General features: G+C 45.5%; 15 protein-coding genes. 11 read left to right on the top strand and 4 right to left on the bottom strand.

The window, feature by feature from the left end; all coding sequences use genetic code 11:
• Genes MK127_06340 through MK127_06305 form a run of 8 tightly spaced genes read left to right on the top strand, consistent with a single transcriptional unit; the run spans position 1 to position 9,764 of the window.
• Positions 1-774: an ATP-binding cassette domain-containing protein gene (locus tag MK127_06340; protein ID MCH2532411.1), complete on the top strand. Its 774-nt coding sequence runs from the start codon at positions 1-3 to the stop codon at positions 772-774.
• Positions 761-1,471, top strand: coding sequence for an ABC transporter ATP-binding protein (locus MK127_06335; protein ID MCH2532410.1), 711 nt, complete (start codon positions 761-763; stop codon positions 1,469-1,471). The genes MK127_06340 and MK127_06335 overlap by 14 nt, the downstream gene beginning before the upstream one ends.
• Positions 1,472-1,493: 22 nt before the next feature.
• Positions 1,494-3,191 (top strand): hydantoinase B/oxoprolinase family protein, encoded by a 1,698-nt coding sequence (locus MK127_06330; protein ID MCH2532409.1) that lies wholly within the window; start codon positions 1,494-1,496, stop codon positions 3,189-3,191.
• Positions 3,192-3,198: 7 nt separating this feature from the next.
• Positions 3,199-4,908, top strand: coding sequence for a hydantoinase B/oxoprolinase family protein (locus tag MK127_06325; GenBank protein ID MCH2532408.1), 1,710 nt, complete (start codon positions 3,199-3,201; stop codon positions 4,906-4,908).
• Positions 4,905-6,614, top strand: a complete 1,710-nt coding sequence (locus MK127_06320) for a hydantoinase B/oxoprolinase family protein (protein MCH2532407.1) — start codon at positions 4,905-4,907, stop codon at positions 6,612-6,614. Before MK127_06325 ends, MK127_06320 begins: the two co-directional genes overlap by 4 nt.
• A gap of 1 nt (position 6,615) precedes the next feature.
• Positions 6,616-7,689 (top strand): amidohydrolase, encoded by a 1,074-nt coding sequence (locus MK127_06315; GenBank protein MCH2532406.1) that lies wholly within the window; start codon positions 6,616-6,618, stop codon positions 7,687-7,689.
• An 8-nt stretch (positions 7,690-7,697) separates the two neighbouring features.
• Positions 7,698-8,609 (top strand): DMT family transporter, encoded by a 912-nt coding sequence (locus MK127_06310; protein ID MCH2532405.1) that lies wholly within the window; start codon positions 7,698-7,700, stop codon positions 8,607-8,609.
• Between the two features lie 57 nt (positions 8,610-8,666).
• On the top strand, positions 8,667-9,764 hold the full coding sequence (locus tag MK127_06305; protein ID MCH2532404.1) for an amidohydrolase: 1,098 nt from the start codon (positions 8,667-8,669) through the stop codon (positions 9,762-9,764).
• Between the two features lie 19 nt (positions 9,765-9,783).
• Here MK127_06305 and MK127_06300 read toward each other — a convergent pair whose 3' ends face one another.
• Together MK127_06300 and MK127_06295 are read right to left on the bottom strand one after the other, a co-directional pair.
• Positions 9,784-10,830 (bottom strand): amidohydrolase, encoded by a 1,047-nt coding sequence (locus tag MK127_06300; GenBank protein ID MCH2532403.1) that lies wholly within the window; start codon positions 10,828-10,830, stop codon positions 9,784-9,786.
• 20 nt (positions 10,831-10,850) lie between these two features.
• On the bottom strand, positions 10,851-11,930 hold the full coding sequence (locus tag MK127_06295; protein ID MCH2532402.1) for an amidohydrolase: 1,080 nt from the start codon (positions 11,928-11,930) through the stop codon (positions 10,851-10,853).
• A gap of 170 nt (positions 11,931-12,100) precedes the next feature.
• On the opposite strand from MK127_06295, the gene MK127_06290 reads away from it, so the two are divergent.
• The 3 genes from MK127_06290 to MK127_06280 all read left to right on the top strand — a co-directional run bounded on the left by MK127_06290 (position 12,101) and on the right by MK127_06280 (position 16,217).
• Positions 12,101-13,210 (top strand): extracellular solute-binding protein, encoded by a 1,110-nt coding sequence (locus MK127_06290; protein ID MCH2532401.1) that lies wholly within the window; start codon positions 12,101-12,103, stop codon positions 13,208-13,210.
• A gap of 73 nt (positions 13,211-13,283) precedes the next feature.
• A complete protein-coding gene (locus MK127_06285; GenBank protein MCH2532400.1) occupies positions 13,284-15,032 on the top strand; it encodes an iron ABC transporter permease in 1,749 nt (582 codons plus the stop codon).
• Positions 15,033-15,041: 9 nt separating this feature from the next.
• Positions 15,042-16,217, top strand: coding sequence for an ABC transporter ATP-binding protein (locus MK127_06280; protein MCH2532399.1), 1,176 nt, complete (start codon positions 15,042-15,044; stop codon positions 16,215-16,217).
• Here MK127_06280 and MK127_06275 read toward each other — a convergent pair.
• Both MK127_06275 and MK127_06270 read right to left on the bottom strand, forming a co-directional pair.
• A complete protein-coding gene (locus MK127_06275) occupies positions 16,214-17,056 on the bottom strand; it encodes an SDR family oxidoreductase (protein MCH2532398.1) in 843 nt (280 codons plus the stop codon). The genes MK127_06280 and MK127_06275 overlap by 4 nt on opposite strands.
• Positions 17,049-17,261 (bottom strand): hypothetical protein (locus MK127_06270; GenBank protein ID MCH2532397.1); only part of this gene is annotated, 213 nt, incomplete at its 5' end. The genes MK127_06270 and MK127_06275, both read right to left, overlap by 8 nt.

The raw sequence follows: 17,261 nt of genomic DNA, 5'->3' as shown, positions 1-17,261 counted from the left end.
ATGGCAGTATTAGAAATATCAAATATAAATAAAAGCTTTGGGGGAAACCTTGTGCTGGATAACGTCAGCATGAAGGCCGAACTTGGGAAAGTTACAGGATTAATCGGGCCTAACGGCGCGGGGAAATCCACTCTCCTGAATATCGTATCAGGCTTTTTAAAAGCCGACTCAGGCAGCATTTTGATGAACGGGGTAAATATAGCGGGGAAACCTCCCTATAAAGCATACAAAACAGGCATAGCACGAACTTTTCAAGATGCACAGGTTCTTTTCTACATGAACGGCCTCGATAATGTCGTGGTTTCATCTCCGAATCAGAGAGGCGAAGCGGAGTACAACGCCTTATTACGTCCTCGAATGGTTGCAAAGGAAGAAAAAGAACGCCGCATCGAAGCGATGGCGCATTTAAAAGAGCTTAACATTGAATCAAAGGCTGAGAGTCTTTCCCAGGCATTATCATACGGGCAGCAAAAACTCCTTGAATTTGCCAGAATGCTGAATTCTCGCGCTGAAGTTTTCCTGCTAGATGAGCCTATGGCAGGTATCCATCCAGATCTTATTGAAGGACTCACCAAAATGATTCGGGCTGCAGCAACTGACCACGGTAAAGCAGTAATTCTGGTAGAGCATAATCTTAAGGTTGTAATGGACGTTGCTGATCATGTTGTAGTTGTTAGAGGGGAAGTTGTTGTGGAAGGAAAGCCTTCAGAGATAGAAAAAGATGAACGGCTTACTAATGCATTTTTAGGATTTGTATCAAATGCCGCTACTTGAAACTAATGAGCTCTTAGTATCTTACGGACCGAAGCAAATCCTTAACGGAGTATCGCTAGGGGTTGAAGGCGGGAAAGTAACGACCATTATCGGGCATAACGGCGCAGGTAAGTCCACGCTGATTAAAGGCGTCTTTGGCATCGCACGTGTCACTGGTGGCACCGTGTTGTTCGAAGGAAAAAATATTACCAATCATCCTCCATTTGACAATATTAAAGATGGTATTGGCTATTTGGCGCAAGGTGGCCAAGTTTTTGCTGATCTGTCAGTTGAAGATAATTTGCGACTTGGTGGATATGCATTGGAGAAAGAATTAATTCCTGAGCGACTTCAACAGGCCTACACGATGTTCCCTATTTTGGACAGGCGCCGCAAGTCGGACGCTGACACTCTTTCTGGTGGAGAACGCCAAATGCTAGCCATCGGCATGACATTAATGCTTAATCCTAAAATGCTACTACTTGATGAGCCTTCCGGCGCTCTTGCCGGGCCAATAGTCACTCAGATAATGAGTACAATTCGAGGGCTTGTTGATGAAAAAGGTATAGGAGTCCTTCTCATTGAACAGAATGTTGACGTTGGAATTCAAGCCGCCGATATGGTGCACGTATTAGAGGCAGGGAAAGCAATATTTACAGGCTCACCAGACGAGCTTGGCGATGCAGAGTCACGTAGGCGACTACTTGGGCTGGGTTAGCTCTAACTGAAAGGCCGTCATTTTGGACGTCGATGTAATTACGCAAACAGTTGTTCAGGCAAGACTGGATGGCATTGTTCGTGAAATGCAGGCTGCAGTTTTACGTACTGGGTTCTCTACTATTATTCGCGAGTCACACGATTTCTCTGCTGGTATTACAGATATAAATGGCGCCGTAATTGGCCAATTCTCTCCTCTACCCACGCATCTGGGAGCTTATCCAGACTGCGTTCGTGGGGTACTAGATTTTTACAGTATTGAAGAAATGCAGGAGGGAGATTGTTTTCTCGCAAATCACCCCTATTACTCAGGATGCCCTCACCCAAACGATATGGTTGTTGTTTTGCCTATATTTGTAGAGGGAAAAGTTATAGCGTTCTGCGCAAGCATGGGGCACAAAGCCGATATTGGAGGGCAGTCGCCTGGCTCACGAAATACGATAGCGAGAGACGTGTTTGGGGATGGATTCCAGATTATGCCAGTCCTTTTCCAAAGGGACGGCCAATTTATCAAAGAGGTGGAGCACTTCTTACGATCAAACAGTCGCACTCCTGAATTAGTTATTGGTGACCTAGCTGCACAAGCAGGCGCACTTAGGAGCATTGGGGCATTGCGCGTAAAGGCTCTTGCTAAGGAATATGGTGCTAGCGTGCTGCTTGGGGCAATTGAGCAAATAATTGCACGTATTGAGGCTAGAGTTCGAAGCCATATTTCGGAATGGACAGACGGTGCTTTCGAGGCAGAGGCATTAATTGATGACATTGTGGATCCAACGAAAACTATCAAGCTGCATGTCTCTGCTATCAAGGAAAAAGACAGCCTGATTCTGGATTTTTCAAAATCTGACGACCAGAGCGAAGGCCCGATAAACGTAAGACCTCCGTTCATTCGCGGCATGGCCTATTTCGCTGCAATAGCAATGATGGATCCAAGCGTTCCTAATAATGGAGGGCTTGCTAAGGCAATTGAATGTAAATTCCGTGAAGGCTCTATCGTCTCTCCAAGCTTCCCTGCTCCTGTAGGGTTTTACTCCACCACTATGGCGACTATTGAAGATATTGTATTTGAAGCTGTCAGTAAGGCAGCTGGAAAGCCACCTGTTGCACATAACGCACCATCCTCAATGGTTGTACTAGGCACTTCAGGTGTAGGTCGAGCAAGGTACGTTCAATATGAATTACTTCGCACTGGTAACGGCGCTTTTGTAGGCGGAGATGGATACACTGGAACTGGGCATTCATGGGCCGGGGGTGCAAAATTCACTAGTGTGGAAATCTTAGAATCCGAATTCGATGTGGAATTAGAACGGTTCGCTTTAATTCCAGACTCAGGTGGGGCAGGTAGTTATCGTGGAGGCTTAGGTCTAACAAGGCAGTATCGAGTGCTTAAGCAAAGCAAGTATTCCGGAGGGACAGCGAGGCAAAATGACCCTGCGCATGGTGTTAATGGAGGCTACCCGGGAGCTAAAGGGGTCATTACAGTTAATCCGGGACAAAGCAACGAGAAGCAGTATCGCGGGTTAATTTCAAATTTGGAATTAGAACAAAATGACATTATCCGTATAGACACAGGTAGTTCCGGAGGAGCTGGGGCACCTGCATCTCGAGACCCTAGTTTAATTGCTTCAGATCTCAGAAATGGCTACATAACACCATCTACTGCATTACAAATTTATAATTTTTCTCAGAAAGATATTGACGAAGCTTTAAAGGTCGAATAGGAGATATATGGCTACCACCGACGTAATCAGTCAAGAAGTAATTAGGGCACGATTAGACGGTATAGTCCGTGAGATGCAGGCTGCAGTTTTGCGCACTGGTTTCTCTACAATCATACGTGAATCACATGATTTTTCTGCTGGTATAACAGATAGAGAGGGGAATGTTGTAGGGCAATTTTCCCCTTTACCTCCTCATTTAGGTGCTTACCCTGAATGTGTAAAAGGCGTACTCCAATTTTACACATATGACCAAATGAGTGATGGTGATTGTTTCCTCATCAATCACCCATATTACTCAGGATGCCCTCACCCTAATGACATGGTTGTAGTCCTTCCCGTGTTCCATCAAGGTAAAGTGGTGGCATTTTGCGCCTCTATGGGGCATAAAAGCGACATTGGAGGCCAGTCACCAGGCTCAAGAAATACCTTAGCACGCGACGTATTCGGTGAAGGACTTCAGATAATGCCAGTAAAATTCCTTTCCGAGAGGGTTCCGCATAAAGAGACCCATCAGCTACTGAGATCAAATAGCCGTACACCTGAGCTCGTTATAGGCGATTTGGGAGCACAGGCAGGAGCCTTATGGAGCATTGGTGCCTACAGGCTTAAAAACCTAATGGATGAGTATGGACAGGATTCAGTGACGGATGCATTTGAACAAATAGGGCTTCGGACCGAAGCACGCGTAAGACAAGTTATTGCACAATGGAAAGACGGGGTCTACGAAGCTTCCGGGTTCACTGACGATATTGTTGATCCTAATAAAAAGCTCCGTTTACATGTCTCAGCCATAGTAAATGGCGACAGGCTTACATTAGATTTTTCACAAACTGATCCTCAAAGCTTAGGGCCTATTAACGCACGTCCACCATTTACAAGGGGTATGGCATATTACGCTGCCATAGCAATGATTGACCCAGGCATACCCAATAACTTTGGATTAGCTCGCGCTGTGGATTGCGTTTTTGGTGAAGGCACAGTGTTGAACCCTACGTTCCCTACACCTGTAGGCTTCTATTCAATGACGCTCTCGACAGTAGAAGACATTATTTTTGAAGCTATTAGCAAAGCCGCAGGGAAACCACTAGTCGCGCACAACGCAAGTAGCGGGATGGTTGTCATGGGCACCGTAGGAGGAGGACGCCGCTACGTTCAATATGAGCTTATGATGTCGGGCAACGGAGCCTATGACGGAGGCGATGGATGGACTGGTACTGGACATTCCTGGGGGGGAGGGAGCAAGCTGACCAGTGTAGAAATCCTGGAATCTGAATTTGATGTCGAGCTTCGTAATTTTAGTCTTGTCTCGGACTCTGGGGGGCCAGGTGAATACCGTGGCGGTTTGGCCTTACGTCGCGAATATGTGATACAGCAGCCAAGTAGATACGCCGGGGGTAGCCCTAGAAACCTCTCCCCAGCGCAGGGTGTAGGAGGCGGATTGGATGGTATTGCTGGCGCAGTGACAATAAACCCAGGATCTCCGGATGAACAAAAATACGTTGGAATTATCTCTAACGTTATGCTCCAAGAAGGGGATGTCGTCCGTGTAGAAACTGGAAGTGCCGGAGGGGCTGGTGATCCTCTGAAGAGAGACAGGCTCAGAGTAATGAATGATTTACGCAATGGATATATATCCCCACAAAGCGCAGTGGCTACATACGGCCTTAGTGAGGAACAAGCTACGCAGGCTTTATCGCCAAAGCCAGAGGTGATATGACCACTGATGTCATTACTGAGGAAGTTATACGGGCTCGCATTGATGGAATAATGCGAGAGATGCAGGCTGCAGTAATGCGCACTGGGTTTTCTACAATTATAAGAGAATCTCACGATTTTTCTGCTGGAATTACCGATAAAAAAGGTGCAACCGTTGGGCAACACGCTGCTCTACTGCAGCATCGTGGAGCCTACCCAGATTGTGTCCGAGGGATCTTAGAGTTCTATTCGATTGAAGAAATGCGTGACGGGGACTGCTTTTTAGCCAGTCATCCATATTATTCTGGTTCTCCTCACCCGAACGATATGGTCGTTGTATCTCCGGTCGTCTTTGAAGACGAAGTCGTAGCGTTTTGCTCTTCTATGGGCCATAAGAGCGATATCGGAGGTCAATCCCCAGGGTCTCGAAATGCTTTGGCTAGAGATATTTTTGGCGAAGGATTAGTCATTGCTCCTGTATTATTTCAACGAGAACGAGAGCCTGTACCTGAAGTAGCTCAATTTTTAATAGCTAATAGCCGTACGCCAGATCTTGTAATCGGCGATCTTAATGCGCAAGCAGGGGCTATGTACTCGATAGGCGCTAAGCGAATCAAGGAATTAATGGCTACTTTTGGAAAAGCTGTAGTCCTTGATGCTTTTGAGAAGACAGCCAACAGAACGGAAACAAGAGTGAAAAGCGCTATAAGTCAATGGCATGATGGAATATTTGAAGCAGAAGGTTTCGTTGACGATATTGTAAATAGGAATAGACCTGTAAGAATTCATGTTGCAGTTCAGAAGAAAAATGACCGTGTTGTAATTGATTTCAGTGGATCAGATGACCAAAGCTTAGGACCCATAAATGTACGTCCTCCATTCATTCATGGAATGGCCCATTTTGCTTTAATAGCAATGATTGACCCTACAATCCCCGGAAATAGCGGCGTTGAAAACTCAATTGAATGGGTTTTTCGTGAAGGCTCAATTGTGAACCCCACATTCCCTGCACCTACAGGATTTTATTCAATGACAATACCAGTGGTTGAAGACGTGTTGTTTGAGGCAATTTCGCAGCTTGCAGGTAAGCCTATTGTCGCTCATAACGCACCGCCTAGTATGGTCGTTTTCGGCAGTACTGCACTAAACAAAGGGCGCAAGTATGTTCAGTATGAGTTACTTCGCTCAGGAAATGGTGCGTACGAAGGTGGAGATGGCTGGACTGGTACTGCCCATTCTGCAAGTGGGGGGTCTAAGTTTACGAGCATTGAAATCATAGAATCAGAGTTCAATATAGAAGTAACTAAATTCCGCATCATTCCAGACTCAGGAGGAGCTGGTCTTTATCGTGGTGGTAATGGACTGGTACGTGAATACAGGGTTCATGAAGAAAGTCGTTACGCGGGAGGGAACCCCAGAAACTTACTCCCTCCGCAAGGTGTATCTGGTGGGCACAGTGGAACCGCAGGGGGGGTTGTCATTAACCCTGGCACTACTAGAGAGGAAATCTATACAGGTTTGATATCGAATGTCCTTGTTCGTGAAGGTGATATTGTTCAAGCGCTTACAAGCGGTGCAGGAGGAGTAGGTGACCCTAAATTACGTCCCCAAAAAGCAGTAATCAATGACTTAATGAACGGGTATATTACGGATGCTGCTGCCATCAATACGTATGGGTTGGATCCTAAAATCGCAAATGAAGTTACCAATATAGATGGCAAGAGGTGAAATGGCTATGCCAATTATTGACGCTGATACACATGTTGATGAAAACGACGAGACCTGGTCTTTCTTGTTACCTGAGCACGAACAATACAGGCCGCTTACTGTTTCTCCTGGAGAAAATAACCTTGAGGGCGTAAACGCACCTCCAGGCTACACTAGGTATTGGAATATAGATGGAGCACTTCGTATTAGGCGAATACGAGATGATGTAAGAACAGGAACTACGGAGCAGACGAGAGAATTACATGACGTTGCTGCACGTCTAAAGCAAATGGATCAGCTCAATGTTGATATTCAGGTGATGTACCCGACTTTATTCCTAACTACTTTCACAACAAAAGCAGAAATTGAGTACGCGTTATGCAGATCGTACAACAGATGGATGGGGGAAAAGTCACGTGAAAGCGACGGAAGACTGCGTTGGGTTGTAGTTCCTCCCATGTTAAGCATGGATAGATGCATTGAGGAGCTAGAGTGGGGAAAGAATAACGGGGCATGTGGCGTGTTCAAACGGGGCGTGGAAGTCGGAAGATCAGCAAGTGATCCGTATTTTTTCCCACTCTATGAGCATGCTCAGTTTTTAAATTTACCGATATGTATTCACACTGCAGCCCATGATCCTGCTATTGGAGATACACTTGCATCTCACCTGACCATGTATAATTTTCGACTCTCTCCTATTGACGCATTTATTTCATTAATACGAGATCAAATACCTAACAAATTCCCCAAACTACGTGTCGGTTTCATAGAAACATTGTCCTCCTGGGTGCCATATGCGATAGCAGAACTTGAGGCGTTGCATGCTCGCGTCCAATGGATGAGTAATTTCGATTACTCAAAAGATTTAGTTAAAAAAGGAAGATTCTATGTCGCTTGTGAAACTCATGAAGATTTGCCGTACATCATGAACTACACTGGTGACGAGCACTTAATCATCGGGTCTGATTATTCTCATGCAGACCAATCGGCAGAGCTAGAAGCTTTGTCGATACTCCAGGCAAGATCTGATCTGAGCGCTTCTACCACTAACAAGATAATCAATGACAACCCTTCGGAGTTTTATGGGATTCACTAAGAGCGCGAATGAGTCCTGAGTTTATCGGAGTAATTTTTGCCTTGGGTACCGCTACTGCATTTGGTTTTGGTTCAGCAGTGGCCCGGCTCGGGCTGGTCAATACTCCTGTAGTTACAGGGACTGTAGTTTCCATGGTAGTAGGAGCAGCTATTCTTATTATCGCTGCATCGCCGAGCTACTCAACCGAAATAGAAAGAATCAGCCTTAGCGGTTGGGGTTTTATTGTATTCACTGCGGCAATCAACTACCCAATTGGCAGACTACTCCTTTTCCAATCTATGCGCAGAATTGGGGTATCAAAAGGTAATACTATTGTCTCTGCAAATCCTGCGGTAGCCGCTACGGTAGCAGTTCTGTGGCTTGGAGAAAGTCTAAGCATAGGCTTACTCTTAGGCATGGTTGGATGCGTAGGTGGGGCTATCTGGATTGCAATAATCGCGAACGAGGGAGCAGGGGCAGGGGTTGCAGAAGACGCTCATATCAGCCAGACCTCCCAAGGTATTTCTGCCGCTATTGGTGCCATGTTCACGTACGGCTTGGTTAGTGTTTTAATTAAAAAAATAGTGACAGATGTTACAACTCCATTAGTTGCTGCGTCGTTGGTTTTTGGTATTGGAGCGCTGATTTTATCGATTATGGCTGTACCTAAATTCCGTATGGAAATTAAATTAATTCCACGCAACCGAATCTGGAAATTAGTGCTTGGCGGAACCTCTATGTCTCTTGGGATATTTTTATTTTATGGGGCTGCTAGCCGTGCTCCTATCACTGCAATATCACCAATTGTTGCGCTTGCCCCATTAATCGCCATTGGTTTTTCTCAATTCATCGCGCGACAGTTTGAAGTCGCTGATAAACGTATCTGGCTAGGAGCACTTGCAGTAGTTTCAGGTGTTATCTTTATCTCACTAACACTATAGTGAGTTAGCATTACAGGAATTTCTCGCCTATACTCAAGAAGAGAAAGAGAGGGTGATATGGCAACAGATCTCGAAACAATTATAGATGCGGACGGACATCTTTTTGAGGATGCTGAAGGCATTAGTGAATATATGCCAAAAGGCTACAAAGAACGTGGGCCCTTTGCGGAGCAAAAATTATTTCCACCTCTGGATCATTTGCACTCTGCGTCGCTCTTTGAACTTCCACCAGGATCTTTCGAGCGAAGCGGGACTGAAGGCTGGAAAAGCTTTATGTCATCTGCAGGTATTAGTGCAACTGTACTGTACCCAACCTCTGCATTGGCGTACGGAAAAATAGCGTCCATTGATTGGGCTATTGCAGTATGCAGGGCTTATAACGAATGGGTCCACAGCGCATATATGAGCGTTGATCCGAGATTCAAAGGCATGGCCTTGATACCAATGCAGGATCCGGCTGCTGCAGTTAAAGAGTTGCGATACGCAGTTGAAGAGCTTGGAATGCCCGGTGCGATGCTACCATCGACGGGCCTTAAGTCCCATCTAGGCTCTCCTGAGTACTGGCCTATCTACGAAGAGGCAGAACGTCTTGGCTGTGCATTAGGTGTCCATGGTGGATGTCATAGTGGGATGGGCTTAGATCACATGAACATATACCCCGCTGTGCATGGCCTCGGCCATCCTTTCGGAATCATGATTTCCTTTGCCGGTATCCTCATGAATGGGATATACGACAAGTTCCCAGGCGTAAAAATAGGATTCCTAGAAGGAGGGGTGTCCTGGTTTCTGCTGTGTCTCGAAAGATTAGCTGAATCCTGGGCAACGCATATTCCATTCGATCCTGAATCGAAATACATACGCCTCCGCGATGGTGAATCGATTTTCGAATACGCTATTCGCCAGACTCAGGAAGGTAGAGTTTTTGTCGGCTGTGAAGGAGGCGAATTCGCATTACCTTACGCTGTAAAAGTTGCTGGACCAGAAGCATTTTTATATTCATCAGACTTCCCACATGAAGTGAATCGCGAAAGCGTTAGGCATGAAATCGAAGAAGTCCTAGAGACTGATATGACTGCTGCCGAAAAAGAAAAAATACTGCACAAAAATGCACAACGCTTCTATGGCTTCAAAGTAGCTGAAATAGCAGAGGCTTAATTTTTACGGGCTGTATTATTTACAGCCCATAAAAATTCTGTGGATTAGTCTCTAGAATCGCACTAGCAACAGTAGCATCAATTTTCCCTGCCGCTTCCCAGCGCTTAACTTCTCCAAGAGCAGTAAGATTTGCAGATGCGTCAGAGTGGCTATAATCAGTGCCAATCATCAAATTGCTTGCTGTATCAAACTCCAGCAATCGCTCTATGTCATCAACAGGGTCAACAGTGACAAAGAGCCGATTCTTTTTGAATAGATCTTTTGAGAGCTCTGTCGTCAAAACTTCTTCATGATGACGCTCGCTTCTTTCCCTCATCGCTAATTGAGAAATGGCATACGGTATCCATGAAGCGCCTGCTTCGATAAATCCAAAACGAAGAGTAGGGAATTTGTCAGGCAGGCCCGCACTAAGTACTGAGAGGAACGAAGCTATTATTGGAAAGCCTCGGTCCCAATCACTTCCTGGATGTCCGGTGTGAATACACAAAGGCAGATCAAGATCATTAGCAGCTTGGTAGATTGGGTGAAAATGAGAGTCACTCACAGGCAAATTAAGGTCATATCCGCGTTTAAAAATGCCGCATGCCCCATTTGCTTTCGCCCATTCAAGCTCTTTAATAGCCGCATCAGCATCGAGCCACGGTAATACAGCAGCCCAACGCATTCTCCCATTTGTCTTAGCGCATCTTTCAGCGATCCATCTGTTATAGGATTTTGCAAGTTCAGCTTCAGGTAGAGGATTCTGGGCAACGTAGCGGATAAAAAAAGTAGGGAATAGAACTTGGATGTCTACCCCCATTTTGTCCATATCTGCAATTCTGCCTTCAAGATCTTCAAGCTCGCGTCGTGGGCGTGCAGGATGGTGGATATCATCTCGAATAGCACGTACCTGTATCCGACCTTCCACAAGCCAAAAACGGCTCCGTGAAGCACTCAAACCAGACCGTGATTTTTCTTCAGCTGGTGGCTCCATAGTTGCGGGGACGTATTTGGGCGATTGCTGCGACAAATAATCCCAAGTAGCTTCAGTTTCATCCACATGTGTATCAGCGTCAATTACTGGCATAGCACTCCTGTCACCTTCATTTAATTTATAGAATAAAGTTCTTTAGGGTTATCCCACAATATACGTTCTCTACTAGCTATGTTAAGCCTATCGTCTTTTTCGAAAGTTTTTAAGGCATAAATCTCAGTTGCTGAGTCGGCATGCCCGTAATCTGTGCCGATAACCAATCTATTATCCCCAACATATTTATCAATATGCTGCAAGTCATCATTGAGTTGAATGGTAACCCAAATATTATTTTCAACTAAAGGCTCAGCGCTCATTTTATCACCTCGCCTAACAATCCTTCGTTCCAAATCATTAAGTAAGTACGGGATCCAGTCGGCACTAAACTCAATAATCCCCCATTTTGTTTTTGGGAATTTTGAGGGCAAAGAAGTCATCATCAAAGTATGAAAAGCTGAAAGACCACTAAATTTATTTCGTTCATAAGCAGTTAATGTGCTTCCCCCGAATATGCTGTCAAGCTCAAAACTACCGGTGCCCGAATGAGGGCAAATCGGCATATCCAAGTCCCCTGCCGCTTCATACAAAGGGAAAAAATATGGATCATTAATAAGCCTATTCCCTATCTCAACGCCTCTGAGATTTACAGCAACGGCACCATTTTCCTTTGAATATTTTAGTTGCTTAATTGCCTCCTCTATATTCAATACTGGTACAACAGCTGTCCAGCGAAAGCGCCCTTTGCCTTCTGCATAAATATCAGCCATCCATCTGTTATAGCTTCGACATATTGCAACTTCTTCTGCTGGGTTTTTTGTTATCGGCCCGGTCCACATAGATGGGTAAAGAACTTGTATATCAGTTCCCATTTCATCCATATGTTTAACTCTTGCCTGTACATCTAACATGTATTTAGATTCGATAGTAAGAGGAACGTTACCGACAAATACTCCAAATGCCTTTTCACCTTCAGTTCCGCCTCCTGGCCATGGAGTTCGTATTGCTCGACCTCCAACAACCCAGAATTTCAGCACTTCACCCGAATCTAAAGTTTGGAAGGCAGTGCCGGGTTTGTATTGACGCTCGGAGGGGTCCATATAATCCCAGGTCTGATCAATTTCTATTACATGTGCATCCGCATCGATGATCCCCATAGCAGCCTCCATCATATTTCGTTCATCTTAAATGATTTTGAACTGTTTTTCGCATATTTAAGAGGACTTTACTTCTAAAGGCTTGACGTATCTGCTAGTTAAGGTTACTTTTGCGCCACTTTCAGGAGCCTTTGTATACATATAAATGGCTCGCCCCAGGGAGGCTGGTCGTGAGAAAGATTGGTTTATTGTTCCTAATTGCCGTTGCGCTACCAATTTTGGCAGCATGCGGTTCTGACCCAACGCCAACGCCAAAGCCAGTGGCTACGGCAACAGCTGCTCCGCAATTATCATTGGAAGAGCAGCTTTACAAGGATGCTCTCGCTACTAATAGCGGAAAAATTGCATGGGTATTTCCTACGCGAGCAGCGCAAGGAGAGCCAATAGTTGAAGCTTTTGAGGCTCAGTACCCAGGCTTGAAAGTCGAACTTACGACTAAAAGCACAAGTGAGGTAACAGAAGGGCTCTTGCTAGAGAACAAGGCAGGTAAGATTACTGCTGATGTTGCCGACCCCGGTCGAGACAGTCGACTATTAGATCAGAATATTTTTGCGGACAGCACAGATATTTTTGACGACATTGGTGTTGATAAACTAGCTCGATACGGTGATGGAGCTGCAACACTATATCTTCCGCTGGCTCACGGTGTTATGTACAACACTGACGTCATAAATGCGGACGAAGTTCCTCAAACTTATGAGGACTTGCTTGATCCAAAGTGGAAAGGCCAAATGGTTCTAGAGGACCGGTTGAAAGGATTTATCTACTTGACCGATCTTCCTGAGTACAACGGCAAATTCCCTAACCTTTGGACCGAAGCAGAAATTGTAGAGTATTTAGGCAAATTAAAGGCCCAGAAACCGGCAATCATGCACGGAAACACTACAGTGGGTAACGCTGTTTCAAGCGGAGAATTCCCAATCAGCCCAGATGTAAATATCGCATCAATAGGTAACGCCATACAAAAAGGAGCGCCTGTAGACATGGCTCCTGTTACACCTAACGCGATTGAGCAATGGTTGATAGGTGCTGTCGCCAAGGGACCCAACCCTCCAGGCGGAAAACTGTTCCTTCGCTGGCTGAATAATGTTAACCAAGGAATTCCAGTTCGAGTCAAAGTCCAGCCAGGTACAAGCATGGACCCAGCTTCAGGTGACTTGATGGGTGTACGCATGTCCAAGATGGACCTTAAGATTGGTTACACAGGCATAGAAATGGCTGATAACTTTAAGCGTCTCCAGAAGACATACCGAGAAGTACTTGGTATACCTACTAGCTAATATGGCATAGGCATATGAGGGGCTCTTCGTTGAAAGAGCCCCTCATAATATCTTGATACTCCGGGAGGCACGATTGGCTGCTGTTGTCGCTGTTGCAAGGAAATTAATTCCAGAAAAGATTCGTAGTCTTGAACCCCAATACTTAATACTGTTTGGGGGACTTGGTTTAATTCTAGCCTTTCTGGTAATTGCGCCCTTAGCAATTCTTTTGTTCTACAGCCTTTGGAGCGTAGGCCCCGCTGATATGGAGCCTGGCTCTTTTACCTTAGAGCATTACAGAAAAGCATTCCTCGATGAATCTACATATAGCCTTCTGCTTAACACTGCAGTATTTGGCATTGGTTCTGTAATATTTGGACTAATCCTTGGCGTCAGCTTGGCATGGGTAGTAGAACGTACTAATGCGCCGATGAGGAACTTTGCCTTCGTTGTGGCGATCATTACTGCAGGCATGCCTCCAATTTTATTCGCAATGACGTGGGTTTTTCTCCTCAATCCAAGAACTGGCGTATTCAACATTCCATTCACGCAATGGCTTGACTGGGACAAAGGAATATTCACACCTTACTCACTCATAACGCTAGTATTTGTCGAAGGCTTACGTTTAACCCCTACTATTTTCTTGATGGTAGTTGGGCTTTTTAGAAGCATGGATCCATCTCTTGAAGAAGCGGCAGCTACTTCGGGAGCAAATACATTGACCACACTGCGCAGAGTGACACTGCCCGTTATGCTTCCAGGATTACTAGGAGTGACTATATTTATTGGAACTGCAACGATTGGGATATTCGAGATTCCGGCAATTCTAGGAATGCCTGGAGGTATTCACGTCTTTGCAACAAGAATATATCTGGCTACAAGCCAAGTACCCCGTGATTATGGTTTAGCAACGAGCCTAGGTACTGTTGCAGCTTTGATAGGAGTCGTTGGTATCTATTATTACCATCGTGTGACACGAGTCCAACAGCGATTCGCTACGATCACAGGCAAGGGCTATAGGCCGCGAAGAATAGATCTTGGTCCTTGGAGAAAATGGGCTGGTACTGCAATTATTGCTTACTTCTTATTAATGGTTTTGCTGCCAACAGTAATACTTTTGTACGCAAGCACGCAGCCGTATTTCCGCCCCCCTTCAATAGCAGCATTTGAAGGCGCGAGCCTTGATGCATACCGTGGTTTATTCAAGCAAAGTGCGTTTTGGATAGGTCTCAAGAACTCTTTGCTATTAATTGCTGTAGTTCCAATAGCCACAGTACTGTTGTCTGCAATGGTTTCTTGGGTTGTTGTGCGCTCTAGTGTCAGAGGGCGCGGAATATTAGATGCACTTGCATTCGTTCCATTTACCGCTCCTAGTATTGTCTTTGGGCTAGCCTTTTTGCTCATGGCACTTTGGATAGACTGGATCCCGCTTTATGGAACAATTTGGCTGATAATGCTCGTTCACGTATCACGATTCCTCGCATATGGAACACGAACTACAAATGGAGCTATGTTTCAACTTCATAAGGAGCTAGAAGAGGCTGGTGCAGTGAGCGGGGTTGGTTGGTTTACGGTGTTTCGGCAAATAACTTTGCGACTACTTGTGCCTTCACTTGTAGCCGGATGGCTTTGGGTAGCAATACATAGTGGCAGAGAACTATCAATGGCATTACTGATTAGCACCAGAGATAGTCAAATATTGTCAGTAATTTCGTGGGCAGCCTGGGAAAATGGCCGCTCTGATGAGGCTGCAGCACTAGGTATTATTCTTATGATGATAATGAGCACAATTGTTGTTACAGCAAGGCTGCTTACTTTACGGCTAACGAAAGAGCAAGGGTAGGGGGAATCTATGGCAACTGCAGTACGTGTATCAAATTTAGTCAAGCGTTATAGCACTGATGAAGGAGCTGTAAATGCGGTGAGAGAAGTTTCATTTAACGTAGAGGAAGGCGAATTTTTCACTTTATTAGGACCTTCTGGCTGCGGAAAATCAACAACATTGCGTTGTATTGCAGGTCTTGAAAAAGCCGATGGAGGCGAAATTGCCATAGACGACATGATTGTCGTTTCGTCCGACGGTAACGGTTATGTGCCTGCTCATCAGCGTCCAATAGGAATGGTGTTTCAGTCATACGCAATTTGGCCTCATATGAATGTATTCGATAATGTCGCCTTTCCTATATCGAGAGGTAAAGGGAAACTACCTAAATCCCAAGTGAGAGAGCGTGTCCTAGAGGCACTCAGTTTAGTGCGCCTCGATGGACTAGAGAATCGCCCTGCACCTCAATTATCAGGAGGCCAGCAGCAACGCCTCGCCTTAGCACGCGCTCTTGTTCGACAGCCTAAGGCTCTGTTACTAGATGAGCCTTTATCCAATTTAGATGCAAAACTTCGTGATGAGATGCGAGTTGAATTAAAAACCTTGACGGAACGATTGAATATTACGACTATCTTTGTCACACATGATCAGCTTGAAGCATTAACTCTTTCAGATCAAATTGCTGTGATGCGTGATGGCGAAATCGTTCAGCTTGGTAGCCCTAAAGAAATATACTCTACTCCCGTTTCAAGATTTACAGCAGAGTTTATCGGTACAACAAATTTACTCGAAGGCACTTTAGTAAGTAGCAGCAGAGGTGTTGCAAAAGTGAACACACCACAAGGTGAGATCCTCTGCACTGCGGTTGATTCGCTTAATGTTAATGACAAAGTTTCGCTTGCTATTCGCCCTGCAAATATCATCGTGAAGGCTACAAAAAATGCGAAAGATAATGCAATCCAAGGGAAAATAGAAACTATGGTTTTCCTTGGAGACTCTATAGACTGCCGCGTAGAGTCAGCAGGCGAGCTGATACGCGCATTCGTGCACCCTAATCAAGGGCTGCAACGAGGCGACGATGTCTGGCTCGTTGCGGAGCCATCAGATTGCAAGCTCCTGCCGTACGAAGCGAAGTTCGTAGAAGAGGAATTTGTGCCAAGTGAAGCCTCAGTAGCTGCAACTCAACCACCAGCAGGCGCTAGTTAGGCAGGGTACACAGCCTGCCCACCAAGCTGGGGCCATGCAGCAGGAGCAGCTGCCTTCGCTATCCGCTCTTGAAGTGGAAGTGATTCGTCCCAGTCGTATGCAATAAAACGTTGTCCATTGATTTCATTTGAAGCATCTGAGGCAAGCCACACCACAGGAGCTTTCATAACATCGGGCTGTATTAATTTATTCCTATCGAAATCCGTGTCTGGGGGTAATAAATTAGTATTTACAGGCCCTCCTGGAACTAGCACATTTGCTGTTACTCCAGTGCCCTCAAGTTCTTTTGCCATTGTAGAAACCAAAGCCTCATGCCCAGCCTTTGAAGGTCCGTAAGGAGCCATATTTATGCGAAGCATAGTATCCAAGCTTGTTGTAACACCAATGATTCGCCCCCATTTTTGCTCAAGTAAATGCGAAATAGCAGCGTGTGCCATGAAAAACGGGCCGTTGAAATTAACACTAACCACCCGGGCCCATGCTTCTGGATCGATCCCCCACCAAGGCTCGAGGATTGTATTGCTGAACCCCATGTTTCGTTGGTTAGTACCTGCGTTGTTAACCAAAATATGAAGGCCGCCAAACCGTTCAATAGTAGCCTTAATTATTCTCTCAGCATCAGCATAATTAGTTACATCGCCCACAATTGAGAATGCACTATCATCGCCGCACATCTCACGGACATCATTAACAGCAGAGTCCAAAGAAGCAGAATCGATGTCCATCATTGCTACTTTTGCTCCTGCTCCAGCTAGTGCGAAAGACATTTCTCGTCCCATACCAATCGGCGACCCTGCACCAGTTATTATGGCTACTTTCCCATTCAGATCTTCACTCATTTCCTTCCTCCTCAACGTTATTTTGATGAGTCATACTGTAAATACGCTCTGCCGTGACAGGTAATTGGCAGACCGGAAGCTTGATAGCATCTTGAATGGCATTGGCCACAGCCGATGCACTTGGTACATTGGCGGCCTCAGCTATAGCTCCAGAGTTATACGGCCCTGGCCCTTCATTACGCGGTAGATATACGATTTCAAACCC

The sequence above is a fragment of the Dehalococcoidia bacterium genome (genome assembly GCA_022449765.1).
In the GTDB taxonomy this organism is placed as follows: domain Bacteria; phylum Chloroflexota; class Dehalococcoidia; order Lucifugimonadales; family Australimonadaceae; genus UBA2963.
Note: the sequence above shows the minus strand (reverse complement) of the source record. Positions and strands in the feature narration are given on the sequence as shown.